Raw genomic sequence first — 21,544 nt, forward strand, 5'->3', positions numbered from 1 at the left:
CTCAGCCCCCCGTCATCGACATATGGCGCGGCACGGCTGGTGCGGCGCCGCGTGCGTCCATGCGGAAATGGTGCTTTTCAGGCTTGATCCGAAGCGCCTCGTCCAGCGCGGCGGCAAGATTGGCCTCCGGCGCGTCCGAGCGGAGCGCAGCGCGCAGATCTACCCGCTCGCCCCCGCCAAGGCAGGGGTAAAGCTGGCCTGTCGCGGTGACACGCAGGCGGTTGCACCCGGCGCAGAAATTGTTGGTGTGCGGGGTGATGAAGCCCAGCCGCCCTCCGGTTTCGGCCACGTCGACGTAACGCGACGGGCCGCCGGTGACATAGCTGCTTTCATTGAGGGTCCAGCGCTGCTCAAGCTGGGCGCGCACATCATTGAGCGGCAGATATTGGTCGAGCCGCTCCTCTTCGACATCGCCCAGCGGCATGACCTCAATCAGGGTCACGTCGTGGCCCTGTGCATGGCCCCATGCGATCAGGTCTGGCAGTTCCTCCTCGTTGACGCCCTTCAACGCCACCGCGTTAAGCTTGACCCGCAGGCCCGCAGCCTTGGCCGCCGCGATCCCTTCAAGCACCTGCGGCAGCATATCGCGACGGGTCAGATCGGCGAATTTCGCGCGGTCGAGCGTGTCGAGCGAGACATTCACCCGCTTCACCCCGGCCTTTGCCAAAGCGTCGGCGTGGGTGGCCAGCTGGGTGGCATTGGTGGTCAGCGTCAGTTCCGCCAGATCATGGCCCAGCCTGCGCCCCAGCGCGGTGAACAGGTCGATAATATCGCGCCGCACCAGCGGCTCTCCGCCGGTGATGCGGATCTTTGTGACACCGCGGGCGATGAAGCCGGTGGCAAGATCGTACAGTTCTTCCAGCGTCAGCACGTCCTTCTTGGGCAGGAAGGTCATGCGTTCGGGCATGCAGTAGGAACAGCGCAGGTCGCAGCGGTCGGTGACCGAAAGACGCAGATAGGTGATCCGGCGTTGGAAGGCGTCGACCAGCGGCGGCGGGGCCTCGGCCGGATCGCGCAGCACGATCAGGTCAGGCTTGCGGGGAGAGGCTGTCTGCACATTGTCATTCATGACACGGGAGATACTGTCCTGTCACCCCCGGCGCATCTGCCAAAAAGCGCAGCGTCTCTTCCCGCATCTCACCCGGGACCCCGGCAACAATATTGACCCGCTTGGGCGCCGCCTCGCGCGCCAGATCTCGCGCCAGCGCCAGCCGCCAGTCGCGGTGATCGTGCCCGGCGGGCGGTAGAATGATGGCAAGTGCGGTGCAATCGGGCTGCGCCAGCAGCGCGCGAGCAGCTTCGAGGTGGAAGGCCATGAACGCGCCCGCCGAATCGAGCGGGGCATCAGGCAGCAGGCCGACCTCGATCTGCCGCATCATTGCCTCACGCTCCGTGATCGCCCGGACGTTCGCGGTGAAGAGTGATGCCGATCTGCTCGCCTGCTTCGGCAATCGCCAGCTTGACGATCTTCACTGTCACCGCCTGAACCTTCGCGTCCTGTACGAACAGCGTCTGACAGATGTGATCGGCCACCGCCTCGATCAGCTTGAAATGCACCCCAGCAGGCAAGCCTTCGGAAGCGGCAAATTTGAGGTCCATGTAGTTTTTCGACGCATCCAGCGGCGTGTCGGGATCATAGCGATCCGCCACGGCGTAGCGCGCCGCGATCGAAATGCGCAGCGGCTGCGGCTTACCGGTCTCCTCGGAATAGATGCCGGTCAGGACATCGACCACGAGATCGTTGACTTCGAGAATGAGCGAATCGGTCATGGCGGCGGGCCTTAGCGCGGATTGGACCAACGCGCGAAGATTGCCGTCGGGAGCAGCCTGCCCCCCTCGCCTTCTTCACGCACAGCAAGGTCGCCATGCTCGATCTGGCCGGGCAAGTACGCCAGTGCCTCTTCCAGCAGGCCGGCAATCGCAAGGCTGCTCATCCGCACGGCATAGACGGTGAGGAAAAGGAAGCGGCTATCGCTGTCGAGCAGCTTTGCGCAATCGCCGACAAGGCCCGGAAGATGCTCCTCAAGCCGCCACACTTCGCCATCCGGCCCTCGACCGAACTTGGGCGGATCGAGGATAATTCCGTCATAGCGCCGCCCGCGCCGCACCTCGCGTGCGGTGAATTTGGCGGCATCGTCGGTCAGCCAGCGGATCGGGCGATCGGTCATGCCCGACAAGGCCGCGTTTTCACGCGCCTGCGCGACCGATTTCTTGGAAGCGTCGACATGCGTTACCCGTCCATGACGCGACAGGGCGAGCGTGCCGAGGCCGGTATAGCCGAACAGGTTGAGCGCCTCTGCCTCGGTCATCCCGTCAAGCTGGGCGCGCATCCATTCCCACACCGGGGCCATGTCCGGAAAGAATTGGAGGTGGCGGAACGGGGTCGGGCGCGCATTGAAGCGCACATCGTCCCATGCCAGATCCCAGCCTTCGTCGGGCAGGCTTTGCGCGAAATGCCAGCGTCCCCCGCCGTCTTCGTCGGAACCGGGAATGAATTCGCCCGCCGCGGGCCAGTCGGCCATGCGGGGCTGCCACAAGGCCTGCGGTTCCGGGCGGATGAAGCTATAGGGGCCGAAGGCTTCCCACTTACGCCCCGCCCCGCTGTCGATCAGACGATAGGAATCCCAACCGGTGCATTCCATCACCAGCGGTTGCTGGACGAGGTCCGCCATCAGGCCTCACCGGAAGCTGCGGCATGCGAGAGCACATAATCGCGCGTGGTCGCATAATCGCCCGCCAGTTCGACATAGCTTTCCTCGCGTCCGAACAGATCGCCGACCCGCGACGGCAGCGCGGGCCGCACGCCGATGGCGCGCTCGACCGCATCGTTGAACTTGGCAGGATGCGCGGTGGCGAGGGTCACCAGCGGCACCTGCGGCGCAACCACGCCCTCTGCCGCCATGGCTTGCGCCGCGTGAAGCCCGACCCCTGTGTGGGGATCAATCACCTGCCCGGCATTACGGTAGGCCCATTGCATGGCCCGCGCAGTCTCGGTCTGGTCGGCGCGCGCACTGGTGAACAGCGCCGCCGCGCCTTCGGCCTGCGCATTGGTCAGCTGCATCGCCTTCGATGCCTCGAAACTGCGCATCTGATCGGCCAGCGCCGCGCCGTCGCGCCCGCCGGCGTCGAACAGCAGACGTTCGAAGTTGGAGGAGACCTGAATATCCATCGACGGGGTGATCGTCGGCGTGACGCCGCCCGCGGAATAATCCCCGCTCGACAGCGCGCGGTGGAGGATATCGTTGACATTGGTGGCGACGATAAGCCGCTCCACCGGCAGCCCCATCTTCGCCGCGACATAGCCTGCAAAGACGTCACCGAAATTGCCGGTCGGCACCGAATAGGCGACGCTGCGATCCGGTGCGCCAAGCTGGAGAGCGGATGCGAAATAATAGACCACCTGGGCCATCAGGCGCGCCCAGTTGATCGAATTGACCGCGCCCAGATCGAGCACGCGCGTCACTTCCGGATCGGTGAACATGCGCTTCACATGCGCCTGCGCATCATCGAAGCTGCCCTCGATTGCGAGGTTGTGAACATTGGGCGCGCGCACCGTCGTCATCTGGCGGCGCTGCACCTCGCTCACCCTGCCCTTGGGGTGGAGCATGAAGATTTCCGCCCGCGTGCCGCCCGCCACCGCATGGATCGCAGCCGAGCCGGTGTCACCACTGGTCGCACCGACAATGGTCAGGCGCTGATCGCGGCGTTCAAGGAACAGCTCGAACAGCGCGCCGAGCAATTGCAGCGCCACATCCTTGAAGGCGAGCGTGGGGCCGTGAAACAGTTCAAGCAGCCAGTGCTGCGCGTCCATCTGCACCAGCGGGGTAACAGCGGCATGGCCGAAATCGCCGTACACCTTGTGACACAGGCCGAGCAGTTCTTCTTCGGTCAGGCTGCCTGCCACGAAGGGCGCCATGACGCGCGCGGCCAGATCGGGATAGGAAAGCCCGCGCATGTCGCGGATTTCGGCCTCGCTGAAGCGCGGCCATTCGGCGGGCAGATAGAGGCCGCCGTCGCTGGCGAGACCTGCCAGCGTCACCCCTTCGAAATCGAGCGCCGGTGCGCTGCCGCGTGTCGAAACGTATTGCATAGGCGTAGCGGACTAGCTGCGGCGACGCCGCAATGCCAGCACGTAGATTACGAGCGCCGTCGCCGCGAAGAAGAACCACTGCACGGCATAAGCCAGGTGGTTGTTGGGCAGATCGCCGGGGTCAGGCTTGGCCATTGGCTGCAATCCGGCGACCGCCGGATCGGCAACAAGCCGGGGGCCGGGCGCGATAACGCCTGTCACCTCGCCCCCCTGCCATGCGGTTTTGGCAAGGTCACGGCTGTAACCCAGATCAACTGTGACAGCGGCGTCGTCGCTCGTTTTGCAGGTCGCGCGATGCACCCAGCCTTTCTGACCATTCGCCGCCGTGCCTGCCACGGGATCGACCACCGGCGCGCCCAGACATTCGACAGCGCTGCGACGAAACCAGACATCCGCGCCATCACCCGAGACAGGAAAGACGACGGTCTCCCTCGCACCTGCGGCCGCTTCGTAGCGTTCAATCAGCACTTCCTTCTCGGCCTTGCGTCCGAGCTGCCACACGCCCAGCCCGATCATCGTGGCGACGGCAGCCAGCACGATGATGGTCGACACGATCGGTAGGCGGCGGGTCATTCTGCACGTTCCTCGTATTGGTGATAGACCCACATGGTCTTCCAGAGCCGCAAGGCAAGGATCACCGCGCCAACCGTCACCGGTCCCCAGAACAGAAGGCTCGCCCAAAGCGGCGGCCTCAGCCATTCATCCACGCCGAGCGCGGCGAGGATCAGCACCAGCGCCAGCAGCATCGTCAGCACGCCGACGAAGCGCCCTCCGCGCTCCAGAGAGAGGAAGTCGAGCCCGCAACTCGCGCATTCATCCGCCAGTCCTGCGGGTGTCGCGAACAGCGTCCTGGCGCCGCAGCGGGGGCACAAACCGGAAAGGGCAGCCGAGACGATCCCCGGCTGCCCCTTGCTTTCCGTCGGACCGGAGTCCGGCGTCATCAGTGGTATTCGGCGCCCCAGCCGCCCCAAACGTAGATGGCGACGAAAAGGAACAGCCACACCACGTCGACGAAGTGCCAGTACCACGCCGCCGCTTCGAAGCCGAAGTGCTGCCGCGGGGTGAAGTGGCCGAGATAGGCGCGGTAGAGGCCGACTGCGAGGAAGATCGTCCCGATCAGCACGTGGAAGCCGTGGAAGCCGGTCGCCATGTAGAACGCGCTCGAATAGGTGTTGCCGCCGAAGCCGAACGGCGCGGCGCTGTATTCGTACGCCTGGATCGAGCTGAACAGCACGCCCAGTGCGATGGTCGCCCACAGGCCCTGCTTCAGGCCCTGACGGTCACCGTGGATCAGCGCGTGGTGCGCCCAAGTCACCGTGGTGCCCGAACACAGCAGGATCAGCGTGTTGAGCAGCGGCAGCTTGAACGGATCGAGCACTTCCATCCCTTCGGGAATGAACTGCGCGATGGCGCCTGCCTGACCCCAAAGGCTGGTCGTTGCCCCGGTTTCATGGTCGAAGGTCAGCGGAGTCGGGAACAGTGCGAAGTCGAAGAAGCTCCAGAACCAACCGACGAAGAACATCACTTCCGAAGCGATGAACAGGATCATGCCGTAGCGCATGTGGAGCTGCACCACCGGGGTGTGATCGCCGCGCTGGGCTTCGATCACGATGTTGCGGAACCACATGAAGAAGGTCGCGATCAGGCCCGCAAGGCCGGCCCACAGCACCGTTGCGCCGGCAAGCGGCCCGAGCACGTCGGGATGCCAGCTCAGCACCATGCCGCTGGTGAAGGTCAGCGCCGAGATCGAGCCGACGAGCGGCCAAATATCGGGTTCAAGGATGTGGTAATCGTGGTTTGCCGTGCCAGCCATGTGGTCGTTCCCGTCCCTGGGTTGCTTGCGTAGTCAGTTGGTGCCCGCCGGTGCGGCCGATTCCGGCCCCGACGTGCGGTGGAAAGTGTAGCTCAGCGTGATCTGCTCGACACCCTTCATGTTCTCGTCTTCCAGCATGGCTGGATCGACGTAGTAGAGCACCGGCATGACAACTTCCTGCCCGGGGGCAAGGGTCTGCTCGGTGAAGCAGAAGCACTGGATCTTGTTGAAGTACTTGCCCGCCTGTTCCGGCTCGACATTGAAGGTGGCGGTGCCGGTGATCGCCTGCGAACTGTTGTTGCGCGCAACGTAGGTCGCGATATCGCGCTGGCCGATGGTGATCGTGTCCGTCGGCGCGCTCGGACGGAATGTCCAGGGCATATCGCTTGCGGTGGAGGCATCGAAGCGGATCGAGATCTGCTGGCCCGAAGCCATCGCGGCGGCGCGTGCGGCGTCGGTTTCGCTCGCAACCTGCGTGGTGCCGCCAAAACCGGTGACACGGCAGAACATCTCGTAAAGCGGAACAGCCGCATAACCGAGGCCGAGCATGAACAATGCGCCCGCAAATGCCATCATCCCCACCCGCAGATTGCGGCGGGCGGTGTCGGCATCATGGGTGACGGGCGCGGTGGAAGCCATGGTTCAGCCTCCGATCCGCGCGATGGTGATCGCGTAGAACAGGATCACGAAGAACAGCAGCGTTCCCGCAACTACAAGATTGCGGCTCTTGCGGCGGCGGGTGAATTCCTTTTCCTCTTCCGGGGTCATGCAAGCCACCCCTGATAGGCCGCCACACGGTCTGCCACCAGTGCGGCGAAAAGTGCGAAGAGGTAGTAGATCGAGAACTTGAAGAGCTTTTTCTCGGGCAGCATCTTGTCACCCTCGGCCGCCCGCGTGCGGGTGCCGACCGGAACAGCCAGCAGAACGAACAGCGCGGACAGCGTCACCGCAGTCATGCCGTAGATCCAGCCGGTTCCGCCAATATACCACGGAGCAATCGCGATGGGCGCGAGCACCAGCGTGTAGATCAGGATCTGGTGGCGGGTCGCCTTCTCGCCCGCAACAACGGGCAGCATCGGAATGCCGACCTTGGCGTAATCGGACTGCACGAACAGGGCCAGCGCCCAGAAGTGCGGCGGGGTCCAGAAAAAGATGATCGCGAACAGCAGCACCGGCATTGCGGTGATTTCGCCGGTCACGGCGATCCAGCCGATCAGCGGCGGAAATGCGCCCGCACCACCGCCGATGACGATGTTCTGCGGTGTGCGCGGCTTCAGCCACATCGTGTAGATCACGGCATAGTAGATGATGGCCGCCAGCAGCAGCGCAGCTGCCAGCCAGCCGATGGCGACCCCCATCAGCACGATCGACGCCGCCGACAGGAAGAGCCCGAAATCGCGCGCATCCTCGCGCCGCATCCGGCCGCCGGGCAGCGGACGGTTCATCGTGCGTTTCATGCCCGCATCGAGATCGGCTTCCCACCACTGGTTGAGAACCGCCGAACCGCCCGCCCCCATGGCAATGGCGAGGATGGCGGTGAAGCCCAGCACCGGATGGATGCTGCCGGGCGCAGCCAGCACGCCGCAGATCGCGGTGAAGATCACCAGCGTCATCACACGCGGCTTGGTCAGCGTGAAGAAATCACGCCATTCCGTGGGCAGCGCCGTGGTGGTCTGAGGTGCTGTGCTTGCCATCGTCTTTGCGTTCCATTGGCAAGGAGCGCGACCATTCCAGCCGCGCTCCCGCCTGTGTGTCATGCTCCGGCGAGGGAGCCGATCACGCCCGGTCCTTACGCGGATGCCGGACGGTGATCGTGATAGTCCATGCTGTCGGTAATCACCGGCAGCGTTTCGAACTGGTGGTAAGGCGGCGGGCTCGGCAGGGTCCATTCGAGCGTCGTCGCGCCTTCGCCCCACGGGTTGGCTTCGGCCTTCTTGCCGGCAAACAGCGCGTAGAGGATGTTGACGAAGAAGAACAGCATCGAACCGGCCATGATGTAGTAGCCGTAAGTGCTGATCTGGTGCCAGAAGGTGTAGGCCTCCGTGTAGTCCGGATAGCGGCGCGGCATGCCCTGCATCCCGAGGAAGTGCTGCGGGAAGAAGATCACGTTAACGCCGATGAAGAACGTCCAGAAGTGCAGGTGCGAGAGGAACTCGCTGTGCATCCGCCCGCTCATCTTCGGGAACCAGTAATAGAAGCCTGCGAACATCGAGAACACCGCACCCATCGAAAGCACGTAATGGAAATGCGCCACCACATAGTAGGTGTCGTGCAGGTTGTCGTCGATCCCGCCATTGGCCAGCACCACGCCGGTCACACCGCCGACGGTGAACAGGAAGATGAAGCCCAGCGCCCAGACCATCGGCGACTTGAACTGGAGGCTGCCGCCCCACATCGTCGCGATCCAGCTGAAGATCTTCACACCGGTCGGCACCGCGATAACCATGGTCGCCGCGGTGAAATACATCTTCGTGTTAACGTCCAGACCCACGGTGTACATGTGGTGTGCCCAGACGATGAAGCCGACGACGCCGATCGCGACCATGGCGTAAGCCATACCGAGGTAACCGAACACAGGCTTGCGGCTGAAGGTCGCAACGATCTGGCTGATCATGCCGAAGCCCGGCAGGATCATGATGTACACTTCGGGGTGACCGAAGAACCAGAACAGGTGCTGGTAGAGCACCGGATCGCCGCCACCGGCCGGATCGAAGAAGGTGGTGCCGAAGTTGCGGTCGGTCAGCAGCATAGTGATGGCAGCAGCCAGCACCGGCAGCGCCAGCAGCAGCAGGAAGGCGGTGACCAGCACCGACCAAACGAACAGCGGCATCTTGTGCAGAGTCATGCCCGGCGCGCGCATGTTGAAGATGGTGGTGATGAAGTTGGTCGCACCCAGGATCGAGCCCGCACCCGACAGGTGCAGCGAGAAGATCGCGAAGTCGACCGCAGGGCCGACCGAACCGCTGGTGGAAAGCGGCGCATAGACCGTCCAACCGGTGCCCGCGCCCGGGCCGGAGCCGCCGGGGACGAACAGCGAGAACAGTAGGCTGAAGAAGCCCGCCACCGTCAGCCAGAACGACACGTTGTTCATGCGCGGGAAGGCCATGTCCGGCGCACCGATCATCAGCGGCACGAACCAGTTGCCGAAGCCACCGATCATCGCCGGCATGACCATGAAGAAGACCATGATCAGACCGTGGGCGGTGATGAACACGTTCCACATGTGCAGCGCGGTATTGATGTCGTTCGCGCCACCCATGAACTGGGCCCACCACTGCAGGTACTGGATACCCGGCTCGGCCAGCTCGACACGCATGATGCCCGAAATGGCACCCCCGACGATCCCCGCGATGATCGCGAAGATCAGGTACATCGTGCCGATGTCCTTGTGGTTGGTCGACATGAACCAGCGGGCGAAGAAGCCCGGCTTGTGATCGGCATGGTCATGCGCGTCGTGGGCGTGATCGCCGTGAACGTCGAAGCCTTCTGCGGTGGTTGCCATCTTCGGATACTCTCAGGTGTTATTCGTTCAGTTCGTTCGGCTCAGCGCGCGGTCAGCAGTGCGACCTGTTCGGGCTCGGCGGCGGGCGTCTCTTCGGCACCCGGCATCGATCCGCCCTGCGACTGCACCCATGCAGCGAATTCGTCGGCAGGAAGCGCCTCGATCGCAATCGGCATGTAGGCATGACGCGAACCGCACAGCTCGGAGCACTGGCCGTAATACACGCCCGGCTCCTTGATGGTCAGCAACTTCTCGTTCAGGCGGCCCGGCACCGCGTCCATCTTGAACCAGAGGGAGGGCACCGCGAAAGCGTGGATCACGTCGGTCGCCGTAGTCTGGATGCGCAGCGGCACACCAGCGGGCACGACCATGCGGTTGTCCACCGCCAGCTGGGCCGGCTCACCACGCCGCACCGCCTCTTCGTCAGGAAGCATATTGGAGATGACCTCGATCTCGCCATGGTCGGGGTAGGTGTAGCCCCAATACCACTGATAGCCGGTTGCCTTGATTGTAACGGCATCGGCCGGCGGAGTTTCATACTGGCGCGCCAACAGCGTGATCGAAGGTACTGCGATCACCACTAGGATAATCACGGGAACGATCGTCCACACCACTTCGATCATGGTGTTGTGGGTGGTCTTCGAAGCGACCGGATTGGCGCCGCGGTTGAAGCGCACGATAACATACAGCAGCAGGCCGAGCACAAACAGGCTGATGACGGTGATCACCGGCAGCAGAATGTAGTCGTGCATCCCCAGCGCGTATTCGCCATTATCGGTATACTGATCCTGGAAGGTCAGCGACTTGGCCATTGCGCCCGGCTCGTCCGAGCGGGGATCGGTCGGCATGCCCTTGCCCTTGGTCGGAGCCATCGGGGTGTAGGCACCCACCTCGACATTCGCAGCATCGGTCACAGCGTCGACCAATGCGGCATCCGGAGCGGTTGCCTGCACGGCAACCGGCGCCGCCGCATCCTGCGCGCCAGCGCTCACAGGCGCAAACAGCGCTGCCATCGCAGCCAGCGCCGCGATTCCAGCCAATTTCATACGGGTATGCATCTGACCCATCTTCATGTGTCCAAGTTGCTTCGAAATCTTAGTTTTCGAATTATGATCCCTTGCCGCCCGGCGACCCTCCGCCAGACAGCGTTCCGCCGACATTCCGGCCAGCTTCCGACCGCCCTTAGCCGCGCTTGCCGAGGGCCTCAAGCGCTTCTAGGGAGAAAATTATGCAAGCCTCCATGATTGCCGCGCAAGTCGCAGCGTCACTTTCGTTTTTTCCCGGAGTCCGTTCATGACCGAAGATGAAGTCCTTTCCGAGTTTCGCGCCAGCGGTGCATTGCTAGAAGGACATTTCAAACTCTCTTCGGGGCGGCATAGCGGCCATTACCTGCAATGCGCCCGTGTGCTCATGAACCCCGCCCGTGCCGCACGGTTGGCCGAGGCGGTGGTTGCGGGCATTCCTGCGGATGTTCGCGCGCAGATCGATGTCGTGGTTTCGCCCGCAATGGGCGGGATCATCATCGGTCACGAAGTCGGCCGCGCGATGGGCAAGGACGCACTTTTCCTCGAACGGCCAGAAGGCACCTTCCACCTCCGCCGCGGATTCGCACTCGAACCGGGGGCGAAGGTGCTGATGGTCGAGGACGTGGTCACCACAGGCCTTTCCAGCCGCGAGGCTATCGCCGCTGTCGCGCGCGAGGGCGGTGAAGTGATCGCCGAATGCGCGATCATCGACCGTTCATGCGGTTCGGTCGATCTCGGCGTGCCTTTCTACCCGCTGCTCGCCATCGATTTCCCCACCTATGATGAAAGCGACATCCCCGAAGCGCTGGCACGCGTAGCTGTGACGAAGCCCGGAAGCCGGAAAGAATGACAGCAACTCTCCACCCTCGCCCGCTGCGGCTCGGCGTGAACATCGATCACGTCGCGACGATCAGGAATGCGCGCGGCGGGGACCATCCCGATCCGGTGCGCGCGGCTGAAATCGTTGCGGCAGTGGGCGGCGACGGCATCACCGCGCACCTGCGCGAAGACCGCCGTCATATCCGCGACGAGGATCTGGCGCGCATCCAGCAAGCCACCAATCTTCCGCTCAACCTCGAAATGGCGGCAACGCGCGAGATGCTGGCCATCGCGCTCAGGCACAAACCGCACGCGGCCTGCATCGTCCCGGAAAAGCGCGAGGAACGCACCACCGAAGGCGGGCTCGACGCGGCGGGCCTGCACAACACGCTGGCGCCGATTGTCGAGGATCTGCGCGGCGCGGACATCCGTGTCTCGCTGTTTATCGAGGCCAACGAACGACAGCTCGATGCCGCGCTGCGATTGGGCGCGCCGGTGGTCGAATTTCACACCGGTGAATATGCTCACGCCTTCCTCGACGGCGACCGCGCGCGGGTCGAACGCGAGTTGCGCCGCATTACCGATATGGCCGCGCTCGCCGCCAAGAACGGGATCGAGCCGCACGCGGGCCACGGCCTCACCTTTGATAACGTCCAGCCGATCGCCGCGATTCCCCAGATCGCAGAACTCAATATCGGTCACTATCTGATCGGCGAGGCGGTTTTCGTCGGTCTGGAAAACGCGATCCGGCGGATGCGCGAGTTGATGGACGAGGTGCGATAAGTGCCCGACGGCGATCTTCCACCGCTCGCCCCGGAACAGAAGCGCTGGGCCTTCGCAGCCGCGGCGCTATTCCTGCTCGCCATCGGCTTTCTCGGCTTTTCGCTAAGTACGCGGGTCATGGAAGTCTTCGCGGTCGGCTGGGTCGCCCTGCAGATCTTCGGCTTCGTCGGTGCGCTGAAGTTCTCCAAGGGCGATTTCGCCCATCCGCTGTTCAAATCGCAGGTGATGCTTCACCTCATGGCGCTGGCCCTGCTGGTTGCCGTGATCATCAGGGCGTTCAAATGATCATCGGCCTCGGTTCCGACCTGTGCAACATCGAACGGATCGGCAATTCGCTGGCTCGCTACGGAGAGCGGTTCGAGAACCGCGTCTTCACCGATATCGAGATCGCCAAGGCGCGCAGCCGCCCCTACACCATCGCCGGCACCTATGCGAAACGCTTCGCCGCCAAGGAAGCCTTCTCCAAAGCGGTCGGCACCGGGTTCAAGCGCGGCGTGTTCATGAAGGATATCGGCGTGGTCAACGGCCGCTCCGGTGCGCCGACGCTGGCGCTGACAGGCGGCGCGGCATTGCGGCTTGAAGAAATGACGCCGAAAGGCCATGAGGCGCGCATTCATCTTACCCTCACAGACGATCATCCATGGGCCCAGGCCTTCGTGATCATCGAAGCCATCCCCCTCTGATCGGCCCGAAGCACATGGCAATCACCGAAAGCCCCCAAGAAAGCCCTCATGTGACCGACACCAGCGCCCCCGAAAAGCCGCACAAGGTCGACTGGCTGGCCGAAATCCGCGGGCTGGCGCTGATGCTGCTGGCTGTGCTGGCGTTTCACAGCCTCGTGGCAAAGCCCTTTTACATCCCCTCTACCTCGATGATGCCGACTCTGTGGGTGGGCGACCGGCTGGTGGTGAGCAAATACCCCTATGGCTGGTCGTGGGCGTCAGCGAGCTTCCACCTGTTGCCGCGGGGCGACTGGCGGGTGTGGCCGTCGACGCCGGAATATGGCGATATCGTCATTCCCGTGCACCCGACGCGGGACGAGGATTACATCAAGCGCGTGGTCGCGCTGCCGGGCGACACAATCGAAGTGCGCGGCGGGCAGATCATCCTCAACGGCCAGGCGATCAAGCGCGAAGTGGTGCCGCCGGTGCGCATCCCGTTCGAACCCGATCTGATCTGCCGCGGTGCCCCCTGCCTTGATGCTTTCGATCAATACCGCGTCAACGGCGCGGACGGCCGCGAATATTACGAACCGCCGACATGGCGCGAAACGCTGCCCAACGGGGCGACCTATCTCACCATCGACTACCGCGACCAGCGGCTGGACAATTACGGTCCCTATACCGTGCCGGACAACGCCGTCTTCGTGATGGGCGACAACCGCGACGAAAGCGCCGACAGCCGCGCCGAAGCGATCGAGAGCGGGTTGGGCGGCGCAGTACCGCTGGCCAATATCGGCGGACGGGCGGAATTCATCACCTTCAGTCTCGACGGTTCGACCACATGGAACCCGGTATCGTGGTTCTCGAGCCTGCGTCCCGAGCGGGCCTGGACAACACTGCGCCCGCCGCTAGCCGAAGAAAGCGCGGCACAATAATCGTGAGGCAGCGCAAGCAATGGCTCGCAAGTTTCTCTATTTCGTAGCTTTCTGTATCACGCTCGTAATCGCGGGGGCGATCCTGCTGGCACTGTTCCCCAACCAGCTCACAAAACTGGCGACGGTCCCCTCGGTTGCTTTCGCGCCGGTCAAGCCGCTCGAGGCCAATGCCTATGAGGACCCGGCTTTGTGGTACTCGCGCCCCGGTATCGGGCTCAAGGACCCGGCGCGCTGGCAACCCGCCTATGCCAATGACCGCGGGCTTCTGCCCACCCCTGCCGATCCGCCCGCTCCGCGCTTTGCCGTGTTCTTTGTCCACCCTACCAGCTATCTCAACCGCGAAAGCTGGAACGCGCCGCTTGAAAATGGTGGCGACCCGGATGCCGAGCGTATCGCCCGCATTTACCTGCGCGGTATGGCCAGTCCCTTCAACGCGGCGTCCGAAATCTGGGCACCCCGATACCGGCAGGCGACCATGGGCGCCTTTCTGACCGACGCACCGGAGGGCAAGCAAGCGATCGACGCTGCCTATGCCGACGTGCGCGAGGCCTATCGTTACTTCCTGTCCAGCATCGATCCCGACACGCCGATCGTGCTGGCAGGCCATTCGCAAGGCTCGCTGCATCTCAAGCGGCTGCTGGCGGAAGAAGTGCGCGGATCGCCGGCTGCAGAGCGGCTCGTCGCAGCATACATCATCGGTTGGCCGGTAAGCCTCCAGCACGATCTGCCGCAGATGGGCTTTCCGGCCTGCGCCGCGCCGGAGCAGGCCGGATGCGTGCTTTCGTGGCAGAGTTTTGCCGAGCCTGCCGATCCATCGCTGGTGCTCGAAGCCTATGGCAGCATGCCCGCGCTCGATGGTGATGCGCCGGGAACGTCCCCTATGTTGTGCACCAATCCGCTGACCGGCACCTATGGCGGGCAAGCCCCGGCAAGCTCCAATCTCGGCACACTGGTGCCCGAAGACAGCATGGAAAAGGGCGAACTCGCCCCCGGTCTCGTCCCTGCGCGCTGCGATAATCGGGGCGTCTTGCTGATCGGCGCACCGCCCGAAATGGGAAGCTATGTGCTGCCGGGGAACAATTACCATGTCTATGATCTGCCGCTGTTCTGGGCGAACACCAAGGCCGACGTGATCCGCCGGGTTGAGACATGGACGAAGCAGCCCGCCAAATGATCTTCGAGGATGCGCGCACCTTCGCCGATGCGCTGCCCGATGGCGGCGTGCTGCTCGGCCTAGATCTCGGCACCAAGACCATCGGCACCGCGACCTGCGACGCCGGCTGGCGCTTTGCCACTAACAATACCACGATCCAGCGCGGCAAATGGGGCCGTGACCGCGAAACGCTGGCGGCGCTGGTGAAGGCGCGCGGCGTCAAAGGCGTTGTCATTGGTCTGCCCCGCAACATGGACGGATCAGAAGGCCCGCGCGCGCAGGCCTCGCGTGCCTATGCCCGCAATTGCGCCGAGGCCTTTGCCCTGCCGATCCTGCTCTGGGACGAGCGCTGGTCGACGCAGGCGGCAGAGGCTGCGATGATCGGACAGGACATGAGCCGCGCCAAACGTGCCGCCGCGATCGATGCCCACGCCGCAGCGGTGATCCTTCAAGGCGCGATCGATCGTCTGGCAGGCGGTGTACTCTAGGCCAGCATCGCCCGCTGCCGCTGCGCGACTTCCAAAACCAGCCGGCTGCCCGACAATTCTCCCATTCGCCACAGCGCGTCAGCCTCTGCCGGATCGTCGAGCATGTCCGCGCGCGCCGCAAAACTCGCCAGCCGCATTCGGTCGCTTGGATGGGTGGCTCCGACCCACTCGGCAAAGTCACGCGCGCTATCCGCACCGCTTGCCACTGCGACCCGCAGCAGCGCCTCGTTCGCCAGCGGGTTCAGACAGCGCGTCACCGTGCCCGCCTCCAGTTCGAACCCGTATTGGTCGAACCACCCCTGCGCAGGATCCACTCGCATCACGTTGATCGAGACCGAAAGGCTTGTCGGCGGCAACTGGCGGTGCACATCAACATGGCGGCGATAGAGCATCAATTTGCCGGGCGAGAGCGTTGAACGTTCGACAAACCGCAGGCCCACCTCCTCCCCCGGATAGCCCGCGACCGCGTCATAGTCGTATTCGTAGTAGTCGCTGGCATAGCCCGGGCCACAGTACCCCACTGTAAGAAAATCGAAATTGTGATCATGGGGCGCGCCGTAGACGAAGCTCGCCGCGCCGCTGGTACGGAACACGTGATCCTGTGACGACGGCCAGATTGCGGCGCGCAGGAAGGCACTGTTCGCACGGTTATCCGCAGGGCGGCTGAGGATGATTGCCTGTGGGCCGTAACCGCTCGCGATCTCCTGCCCGCCTCTCCCCGCCAACCGGTCGACCAGCAGATCGCCGAGAAAGTCGTGGTTATTCGCCAGCCGCCGCAGCCAGTCCGCCGCCGCACGCGTGCTCGCAGGATCATCGGCATTGAAGCCCAGATCGGCCAACGCCTCGACGCATTCGGGCAGCGAGCAGCTTTCCGACGATGGATTGTCGATGACAAGCGGCATCAGGCAGGCTCCAAGGCTGCGAGCGCGGGATAAGAAACAAGAAGCTGGCGATGCAGCTTCGCGGCGGGTTCACACAGGGAATCGGCAGGCCGTTCCGAAAGCCGCGTGAGCACGGCGCAACCCCGCGCCGGATCAAGCCCGATCAACTGGCGCACCGCTTCCCAACGCAGGTCGCGCTGCTCTGCACCATCCAGAGCAAGCTGCTCTATCGCGTCCAACGCCGGGCGATGCGCAAGTGCGCCCAGCACCCCCAGTGCCACCATGCGCTGGCTGTGACGCTTGCAGGCGCTGATGGTCTTGATCAAACCGCCATCTGGCAGCGCGTGTTCGCGCGAAGGTTGCGGATCGGCAGCCTCACGAGTCAACTGCAACACCAGCAAGGGCCGGGTGACGGCGATGATCTGGCGCGCGTCCCCGATACCGGTGCGGACGATGCGCGTACCGGGCGAGCAATCGAGCTTGGTATGTTCGATTGTGCCCCTGCCGTGCCGGTAGCAAATCGCCTGCCCCCGACCGGCCAGAACGATCTCGAAAGCCTCGCAATCCTCGAACAACACCGAGCGGGGAACTACCGTGCTCCGGCGCCCGAACACGGCAAGGGTCAGCGCCGCGCGCCCGCTTTCGCCCAGCCGGATACGGTCGATCCCGGTCGCGGCAGAGCAGCCGAGGCGCGGCTGCGCCAGCGGCTCGGCGCGCTGGGCCGCCATCAGCGGCACGAGAAAACCGGCGGCAAATCCGCGCGCGCGCGCCTCTGCCCCGATGCATTCTGACAGACGTGACAAGCCGGACAACGGCGCACCTGCACCATAGGCCGCTAGTTCTTCCAGCACCTGCGCGACATCGGGCAGCGCACGCCAAGCGGAAAGCGCCGCATCGGTGCGGGGCTGCGGAGCGCCCTTGCTCCGCAGCATCTCGATTGCCGGATGGACCTGCACTGCCGTCCGTCCCGCGCCGTCAGAGCACCGCTTCGGGCGGCATGACCTCGTAGAGATAGACCATGATATCCACGATCCGGTCGTCGACCTGGGCGCCAGCCTCAAGCGCCGCACCAAACAGCGCCTGCGCGCCTTCGAGACCGGGGATCTGTGCAAGATCGATGCTGGGAATGTTCATCACTGCTCTCCTTCTTGTTCGGCGCAACTGGCCCCTTACCAATGCGCCGGACATGAAGGTGGCAAGCCCAGCGCATCCCGCGAAATTAAATGATTGTAACCCGCCCGCCCTCGCCCCTATGCAGCGCGGCATGAACACCCCCCCTGCCCGGTTCGATGCCCGCGAAGCATCGAAATGGTTTTTCCGTCACGGCCATACGGCCTGGCTCGGCCTGAGATTCGCCGATCAGGGGGAGAACTGGGTGGAGCTCGAACTGCCCTGGCGCGAGGACCTGCTGGGCGATCGCAGCCGCCCGGTGCTGGCATCGGGACCGATCATCAGCCTGATGGACATGGCCAGCGGCATGGCGATCTGGCAGGCAAGCCGGACCTTCAATCCCGTGGCGACGCTCGATCTGAGGGTCGATTACCAGCGCCCGGCACGCGAACGGGCAAGCGTACTCGGGCGGGTGGAATGCTATCGTCGCACCCGCTCCGCCGCCTTCGTGCGCGGGATCGCGCATGACGGCGATCCGGACGATCCGGTGGCCCATGTCGCGGGTGTATTCATGACCATCGCTGCCGATCCGCGAAAGGAAAACCCGGCACTCGGCGGGAGCGCCGGTAATGACTGACGCGCATTCGGCCCAGGAACTGACGGCCTATGCCCGCTCGCTCGGGATCAAGGTTGTCGGTGAGGACACAGGCATGCCGCTGCTGTCGGTCGATTTCGGGCCGAATGTCGAAGGCCGTCCGGCGCATTTCCATGGCGGGGCAACCGCCGGGCTTCTTGAGGCGGCCGGCTATGCCGCCTTGCGCAACGCGCTGCTGGCACAGGGACGCGACCCGAAGCTCAAGCCGATCAATATCACCGTGCAATATCTCGCCGCGGGCAAATCGAAGCCGGCCTATGCGCTCGGCCGCATAACGCGGCTGGGACGTCGCAACGTCAATATCGCGGTCGAGGCATGGCAAGACGATCGCAGCCGCCCGATCGCGACCGCGGTGATGAACATCCTGATGGGTTAAGCCTGATGGGTTAAGGCGGTGTCGGACTGGACGACGGCGCGGGCTGGACCACCAGCCCATCCTCGCTCAGCCTGACCTCAACCGGCACGCCTTCCTGCGACAACGTCAGCCCGTTGCCTTCAACCCGCAGAACCGCGCCGTTCTCGCCAACGGGGATAGTTGCCCCCTCTTCCAGATCGAGCGGCTGGACCGGGCCTTCGGGGTCGGGTGATGTGCTGGGCGCGGGTTTCGGGCCAGCCTCCAGTTTAAGCGCGCCGCGCATGAAATCGCGCCAGATACGCGCGGGCGTGCTGCCGCCGGTAACGCCTTTCATCGGAGTATTGTCGTCATTGCCGACCCACACGCCGACCACCAGATCGCCAGCGTAGCCCACGAACAGCGCGTCGCGGTAATCCTGCGTGGTACCGGTCTTGCCGTAATTGGCGATGGGCAGCACCGCGTTGCGCCCCGTTCCGCGGTTGATCGCGGCGCGCAGCATCGTCTCCATGGCCTCGTGATCCCTGCGCGAAAGGCTGTCCTTGCGCGTCGTCAGCCATTCCCACCAGCTTTGATCGTCGCGGGCAAAGGCGTGCGGTTCGACCGGAAATTCGTTCGCTGCGATCCCCGCATAGGCAGCGGTCAGCTCCATCAGCGTCATTGATGATGTGCCAAGCGCAAGGCTGGGATCGCCCTCTGCCATCGGTGCAGTGATCCCAAGCGAACGCGCGGTGCGGATCACCTTGTCACTGCCCACCGCTTGCAAAAGTCTGACGGCGGCAACGTTGCTCGATTGCGAAAAGGCATCTTTCAACGTGATCTGTTCGGAATAGCGTTCGCGCGCGTTTTTGGGGCGATAGCTTCCTTGCGTGATCGGAGTGTTGGGAATGGTATCGTCAGGCTCCCAGCCGGCTTCCAGCGCGGCAAGATAGACGAAGATCTTGAAGGTCGATCCCGGCTGGCGGCGGGCCTGCGTCACCCGGTTGAAGGGCGATTTGCCGTAATCGCGCCCGCCGACCATCGCGACGACCTCGCCGTTCGGACGCATGGCAACGAGCGCGACCTGCGCTCCGCCCAGCGGCGCGCGCGCCACTACCCGGCTGGCGAGCGACTGCAAACGCGAATCGAGCGTGGTGGTAAGAACCTGCCTGGAATAGCTCGCCTCTAGCCCTTCACGTGCCAGCGGTAGCGCCCAGTCGGCGAAATAGGTGCCGGTCGGCACATTGTCGTCGCGTTGGCGCACATCGATCCGGGGATCGGGCAACGCACGCGCCTGGGCCTGGGAAAGATAACCTTCCTCAACCATGGCCCCGATTACCAACTCCATCCGCGCCTTGGCCTTGTCGTAGTGCTTGGTCGGCGCATAGCGCGATGGTGCCTGCAGCAGCCCCGCAAGCATCGCTGCCTGTTCGGGCTTCAGATTTTCCGGCTGGCGGTAAAAGTAATGCAGCGATGCCGCGCGCAACCCGTATTGATTGTCCCCGAAATAGGCGTTGGAAAGATAGCGTTCGAGGATCTCGTCCTTGGTCAGCCAGCCTTCGAGCCAAAACGCGATCAGCGCCTCGCGCGCCTTGCGGCTGAGGCTCTGTTCAGGGGTCAGGAAAGTGAATTTGGCCAGCTGCTGGGTGATGGTCGAGCCGCCGCCATAACCCGTCCACAATGCCCGCGCGATGCCACGCGGGTCGATCCCCCAGTGCGAATAGAAACGTCGGTCCTCGATAGCGATGAAGGCTTGCGGAACATGCGCAGGCAGATCGGCGAGCTTTACGGGAGCCTCGACCACCGCGCCCTGCCGGGCGATCGGCGTGCCGTCGCTGGCCAGCAGCGTCACCTGCGGCGGGGCGATAGGTTCGAGGCTTTTCGAAAGCGGCGCGGTGATCGCAAGCCAGCCGATCAGCGCCACGAACAGCGCCAGCGCGGCCATGATGCCGCGTCCCGTCCACCACAATTTCGAACGTTCGCGCCAGTAATCGCGCTGCCACCAGCGCAGGCGGCGCTTCTCCTCGACCTCCAGCGCCTCGTCTATCCCGGCGAGCTTGGCATCCCAGGCGTCGAAATCGGGCGTCGCCGAAGCGCGCGGGCGCGGAAGGACGTCGTCCTCGTCATCAAGGTCGACAGGCTGCATCGATTCGTAAAGCGGATAAAACCCGGCCGGCATGTCAGCCCCGCCGTTATCGGCGCCTGAGCGTGAGCCTTTCCAGAATCGGTCGAACAGCGCCATAGCGGGACTGTGTTATCAGCCTAGGACACTTCACCGCAAGCGGCTTGGCATCAGCGCTTCCTTGCCGCCCCTTCAGGCAGGTCTTCGCCGAACACGCGCTGATAATATTCGGCCACCAGCGTGCGCTCCGCTTCGTCGCATTTGTTGAGGAACGAAAGGCGGAAGGCGAAGCCCACCGATCCGAAGATCGCCGCGTTCTGCGCCCAGGTGATAACGGTGCGCGGGCTCATCACAGTCGAGATGTCCCCGTTCATGAAGCCCTGACGGGTCAGTTCGGCAACCTTGACCATGTCGGCGATCATCTTGTCGTCGGCCTGCGGGGTCTTGGACTTGACGATCTGCTGTTCCACCTCTGCCGCGAGATAATTCAGCGCGACGACGATGTTCCAGCGGTCCATCTGCGCCTGGTTGATCGCCTGCGTACCGTGATAGAGGCCCGACGTATCGCCAAGGCCCACCGTGTTGGTGGTGGCGAATAGGCGGAACCACGGGTTGGGCGTGATCACGCGGTTCTGGTCAAGCAGCGTCAGCCGGCCGTCGAATTCGAGCACGCGCTGGATCACGAACATCACGTCGGGCCGGCCCGCGTCATATTCGTCGAAGGTCAGCGCCACCGGGTGCTGAAGCGCCCAGGGCAGGATGCCTTCCTTGAACTCGGTGACCTGCAGCCCGTCCTTCAGCACGATGGCATCGCGCCCGACCAGATCGATACGGCTGATATGCGCATCGAGGTTCACACGCACGCTCGGCCAGTTGAGGCGCGCTGCGACCTGTTCGATGTGGGTCGATTTGCCGGTGCCATGATAGCCCTGCACCATCACCCGGCGATTATGCGCAAAGCCTGCGAGGATCGCCAGCGTGGTGTCCGGATCGAACACATAGGCATCGTCCGTTTCCGGCACATGCTCGTCCTTCACCGAGAAGGCGGGAACCTGCCAGTCGACATCGATGCCGAACACGTCACGGACGTCCACGGTGGTGTCGGGCTGGGTGGGCATGGCGTTTTCGCCGGCGACATTGGTGCGAGAGGATGAAGTCATTGCCGGGTCCGGTTA

Annotated in this window: 27 protein-coding genes; 9 read left to right on the forward strand and 18 right to left on the reverse strand. The window is 63.9% G+C overall.

All coding sequences use genetic code 11. The annotated features are described in order from the left end of the window. Position 1 precedes the first annotated feature (1 nt). The 13 genes from moaA to coxB form a co-directional block, all read right to left on the reverse strand. Positions 2-1,069 (reverse strand): GTP 3',8-cyclase MoaA, encoded by a 1,068-nt coding sequence (moaA, locus tag OIK40_RS10375; RefSeq protein ID WP_273678257.1) that lies wholly within the window; start codon positions 1,067-1,069, stop codon positions 2-4. Further along, positions 1,062-1,379: a Rossmann fold domain-containing protein gene (locus OIK40_RS10380; protein WP_273678258.1), complete on the reverse strand. Its 318-nt coding sequence runs from the start codon at positions 1,377-1,379 to the stop codon at positions 1,062-1,064. The genes moaA and OIK40_RS10380 overlap by 8 nt, the downstream gene beginning before the upstream one ends. A 4-nt stretch (positions 1,380-1,383) precedes the next feature. Then, entirely contained in the window at positions 1,384-1,770 is a 387-nt protein-coding gene (locus OIK40_RS10385; RefSeq protein ID WP_273678259.1) for a dihydroneopterin aldolase, read from the reverse strand. Positions 1,771-1,781: 11 nt separating this feature from the next. Continuing rightward, entirely contained in the window at positions 1,782-2,672 is an 891-nt protein-coding gene (locus tag OIK40_RS10390) for an RsmD family RNA methyltransferase (protein ID WP_273678260.1), read from the reverse strand. Beyond that, a complete protein-coding gene (gene thrC, locus OIK40_RS10395) occupies positions 2,672-4,090 on the reverse strand; it encodes a threonine synthase (protein ID WP_273678261.1) in 1,419 nt (472 codons plus the stop codon). The genes OIK40_RS10390 and thrC overlap by 1 nt, the downstream gene beginning before the upstream one ends. Positions 4,091-4,102: 12 nt before the next feature. Further along, a complete protein-coding gene (locus OIK40_RS10400; RefSeq protein WP_273678262.1) occupies positions 4,103-4,663 on the reverse strand; it encodes an SURF1 family cytochrome oxidase biogenesis protein in 561 nt (186 codons plus the stop codon). Next, positions 4,660-5,031 carry a DUF983 domain-containing protein gene (locus tag OIK40_RS10405; protein ID WP_273678263.1) on the reverse strand — a complete coding sequence of 124 codons (372 nt, stop codon included), beginning with the start codon at positions 5,029-5,031 and terminating at the stop codon, positions 4,660-4,662. Before OIK40_RS10405 ends, OIK40_RS10400 begins: the two co-directional genes overlap by 4 nt. Next, positions 5,031-5,903, reverse strand: a complete 873-nt coding sequence (locus tag OIK40_RS10410; protein WP_273678264.1) for a cytochrome c oxidase subunit 3 — start codon at positions 5,901-5,903, stop codon at positions 5,031-5,033. Before OIK40_RS10410 ends, OIK40_RS10405 begins: the two co-directional genes overlap by 1 nt. 33 nt (positions 5,904-5,936) lie before the next feature. After that, the gene (locus tag OIK40_RS10415) at positions 5,937-6,542 is read right to left on the reverse strand and encodes a cytochrome c oxidase assembly protein (protein WP_273678265.1); all 606 of its coding nucleotides are present in this window, start codon (positions 6,540-6,542) and stop codon (positions 5,937-5,939) included. A 3-nt stretch (positions 6,543-6,545) separates the two neighbouring features. Next, positions 6,546-6,671 (reverse strand): cytochrome c oxidase system small membrane protein, encoded by a 126-nt coding sequence (locus tag OIK40_RS10420; RefSeq protein WP_273678266.1) that lies wholly within the window; start codon positions 6,669-6,671, stop codon positions 6,546-6,548. After that, complete coding sequence (locus OIK40_RS10425; protein ID WP_273678267.1) at positions 6,668-7,597, reverse strand: heme o synthase; 930 nt, start codon at positions 7,595-7,597, stop codon at positions 6,668-6,670. The genes OIK40_RS10420 and OIK40_RS10425 overlap by 4 nt, the downstream gene beginning before the upstream one ends. A 95-nt stretch (positions 7,598-7,692) precedes the next feature. Beyond that, on the reverse strand, positions 7,693-9,405 hold the full coding sequence (gene ctaD / locus OIK40_RS10430) for a cytochrome c oxidase subunit I (RefSeq protein WP_273678268.1): 1,713 nt from the start codon (positions 9,403-9,405) through the stop codon (positions 7,693-7,695). A gap of 41 nt (positions 9,406-9,446) precedes the next feature. Next, on the reverse strand, positions 9,447-10,451 hold the full coding sequence (coxB, locus tag OIK40_RS10435) for a cytochrome c oxidase subunit II (protein WP_273678269.1): 1,005 nt from the start codon (positions 10,449-10,451) through the stop codon (positions 9,447-9,449). A gap of 247 nt (positions 10,452-10,698) precedes the next feature. Here coxB and pyrE point away from each other — a divergent pair, with 247 nt between their 5' ends. From pyrE to ruvX, 7 genes are read left to right on the forward strand one after another with little or no spacing between them, the layout of a single operon-like run. Further along, on the forward strand, positions 10,699-11,280 hold the full coding sequence (gene pyrE, locus OIK40_RS10440; protein WP_273678270.1) for an orotate phosphoribosyltransferase: 582 nt from the start codon (positions 10,699-10,701) through the stop codon (positions 11,278-11,280). Further along, entirely contained in the window at positions 11,277-12,032 is a 756-nt protein-coding gene (locus OIK40_RS10445) for a pyridoxine 5'-phosphate synthase (RefSeq protein ID WP_273678271.1), read from the forward strand. The genes pyrE and OIK40_RS10445 overlap by 4 nt, the downstream gene beginning before the upstream one ends. After that, entirely contained in the window at positions 12,033-12,317 is a 285-nt protein-coding gene (locus OIK40_RS10450; RefSeq protein WP_273678272.1) for a pyridoxal phosphate biosynthetic protein, read from the forward strand. It abuts the gene before it with no gap. Further along, positions 12,314-12,715, forward strand: a complete 402-nt coding sequence (gene acpS / locus OIK40_RS10455) for a holo-ACP synthase (protein WP_273678273.1) — start codon at positions 12,314-12,316, stop codon at positions 12,713-12,715. The genes OIK40_RS10450 and acpS overlap by 4 nt, the downstream gene beginning before the upstream one ends. A gap of 14 nt (positions 12,716-12,729) precedes the next feature. After that, the gene (lepB, locus tag OIK40_RS10460) at positions 12,730-13,629 is read left to right on the forward strand and encodes a signal peptidase I (protein WP_273678274.1); all 900 of its coding nucleotides are present in this window, start codon (positions 12,730-12,732) and stop codon (positions 13,627-13,629) included. A 19-nt stretch (positions 13,630-13,648) separates the two neighbouring features. Beyond that, the gene (locus OIK40_RS10465) at positions 13,649-14,803 is read left to right on the forward strand and encodes a DUF3089 domain-containing protein (protein WP_273678275.1); all 1,155 of its coding nucleotides are present in this window, start codon (positions 13,649-13,651) and stop codon (positions 14,801-14,803) included. Beyond that, entirely contained in the window at positions 14,779-15,270 is a 492-nt protein-coding gene (ruvX, locus tag OIK40_RS10470; RefSeq protein ID WP_273678276.1) for a Holliday junction resolvase RuvX, read from the forward strand. Before OIK40_RS10465 ends, ruvX begins: the two co-directional genes overlap by 25 nt. Here the strand turns inward: ruvX and OIK40_RS10475 are convergent. Genes OIK40_RS10475 through OIK40_RS10485 form a run of 3 tightly spaced genes read right to left on the reverse strand, consistent with a single transcriptional unit; the run spans position 15,267 to position 17,285 of the window. Next, the gene (locus OIK40_RS10475) at positions 15,267-16,172 is read right to left on the reverse strand and encodes a transposase (protein WP_273678277.1); all 906 of its coding nucleotides are present in this window, start codon (positions 16,170-16,172) and stop codon (positions 15,267-15,269) included. The genes ruvX and OIK40_RS10475 overlap by 4 nt on opposite strands. Further along, on the reverse strand, positions 16,172-17,083 hold the full coding sequence (locus tag OIK40_RS10480) for a hypothetical protein (RefSeq protein ID WP_273678278.1): 912 nt from the start codon (positions 17,081-17,083) through the stop codon (positions 16,172-16,174). The genes OIK40_RS10475 and OIK40_RS10480 overlap by 1 nt, the downstream gene beginning before the upstream one ends. A gap of 43 nt (positions 17,084-17,126) precedes the next feature. After that, complete coding sequence (locus tag OIK40_RS10485; RefSeq protein WP_273678279.1) at positions 17,127-17,285, reverse strand: hypothetical protein; 159 nt, start codon at positions 17,283-17,285, stop codon at positions 17,127-17,129. A gap of 130 nt (positions 17,286-17,415) precedes the next feature. Between OIK40_RS10485 and OIK40_RS10490 the strand changes: the two genes are divergently transcribed. Both OIK40_RS10490 and OIK40_RS10495 read left to right on the forward strand, forming a co-directional pair. Beyond that, positions 17,416-17,898: a PaaI family thioesterase gene (locus tag OIK40_RS10490; protein ID WP_273678280.1), complete on the forward strand. Its 483-nt coding sequence runs from the start codon at positions 17,416-17,418 to the stop codon at positions 17,896-17,898. After that, a complete protein-coding gene (locus OIK40_RS10495; RefSeq protein WP_273678281.1) occupies positions 17,891-18,292 on the forward strand; it encodes a PaaI family thioesterase in 402 nt (133 codons plus the stop codon). The genes OIK40_RS10490 and OIK40_RS10495 overlap by 8 nt, the downstream gene beginning before the upstream one ends. A 10-nt stretch (positions 18,293-18,302) precedes the next feature. Here the strand turns inward: OIK40_RS10495 and OIK40_RS10500 are convergent, their stop codons facing one another. Both OIK40_RS10500 and cobS read right to left on the reverse strand, forming a co-directional pair. Beyond that, positions 18,303-20,426: a transglycosylase domain-containing protein gene (locus OIK40_RS10500; protein ID WP_273678282.1), complete on the reverse strand. Its 2,124-nt coding sequence runs from the start codon at positions 20,424-20,426 to the stop codon at positions 18,303-18,305. 113 nt (positions 20,427-20,539) lie between these two features. Continuing rightward, a complete protein-coding gene (cobS, locus tag OIK40_RS10505; RefSeq protein ID WP_273678283.1) occupies positions 20,540-21,529 on the reverse strand; it encodes a cobaltochelatase subunit CobS in 990 nt (329 codons plus the stop codon). Positions 21,530-21,544 lie beyond the last annotated feature (15 nt).

Source organism: Erythrobacter fulvus (assembly GCF_028595285.1).
GTDB lineage: Bacteria > Pseudomonadota > Alphaproteobacteria > Sphingomonadales > Sphingomonadaceae > Erythrobacter > Erythrobacter fulvus.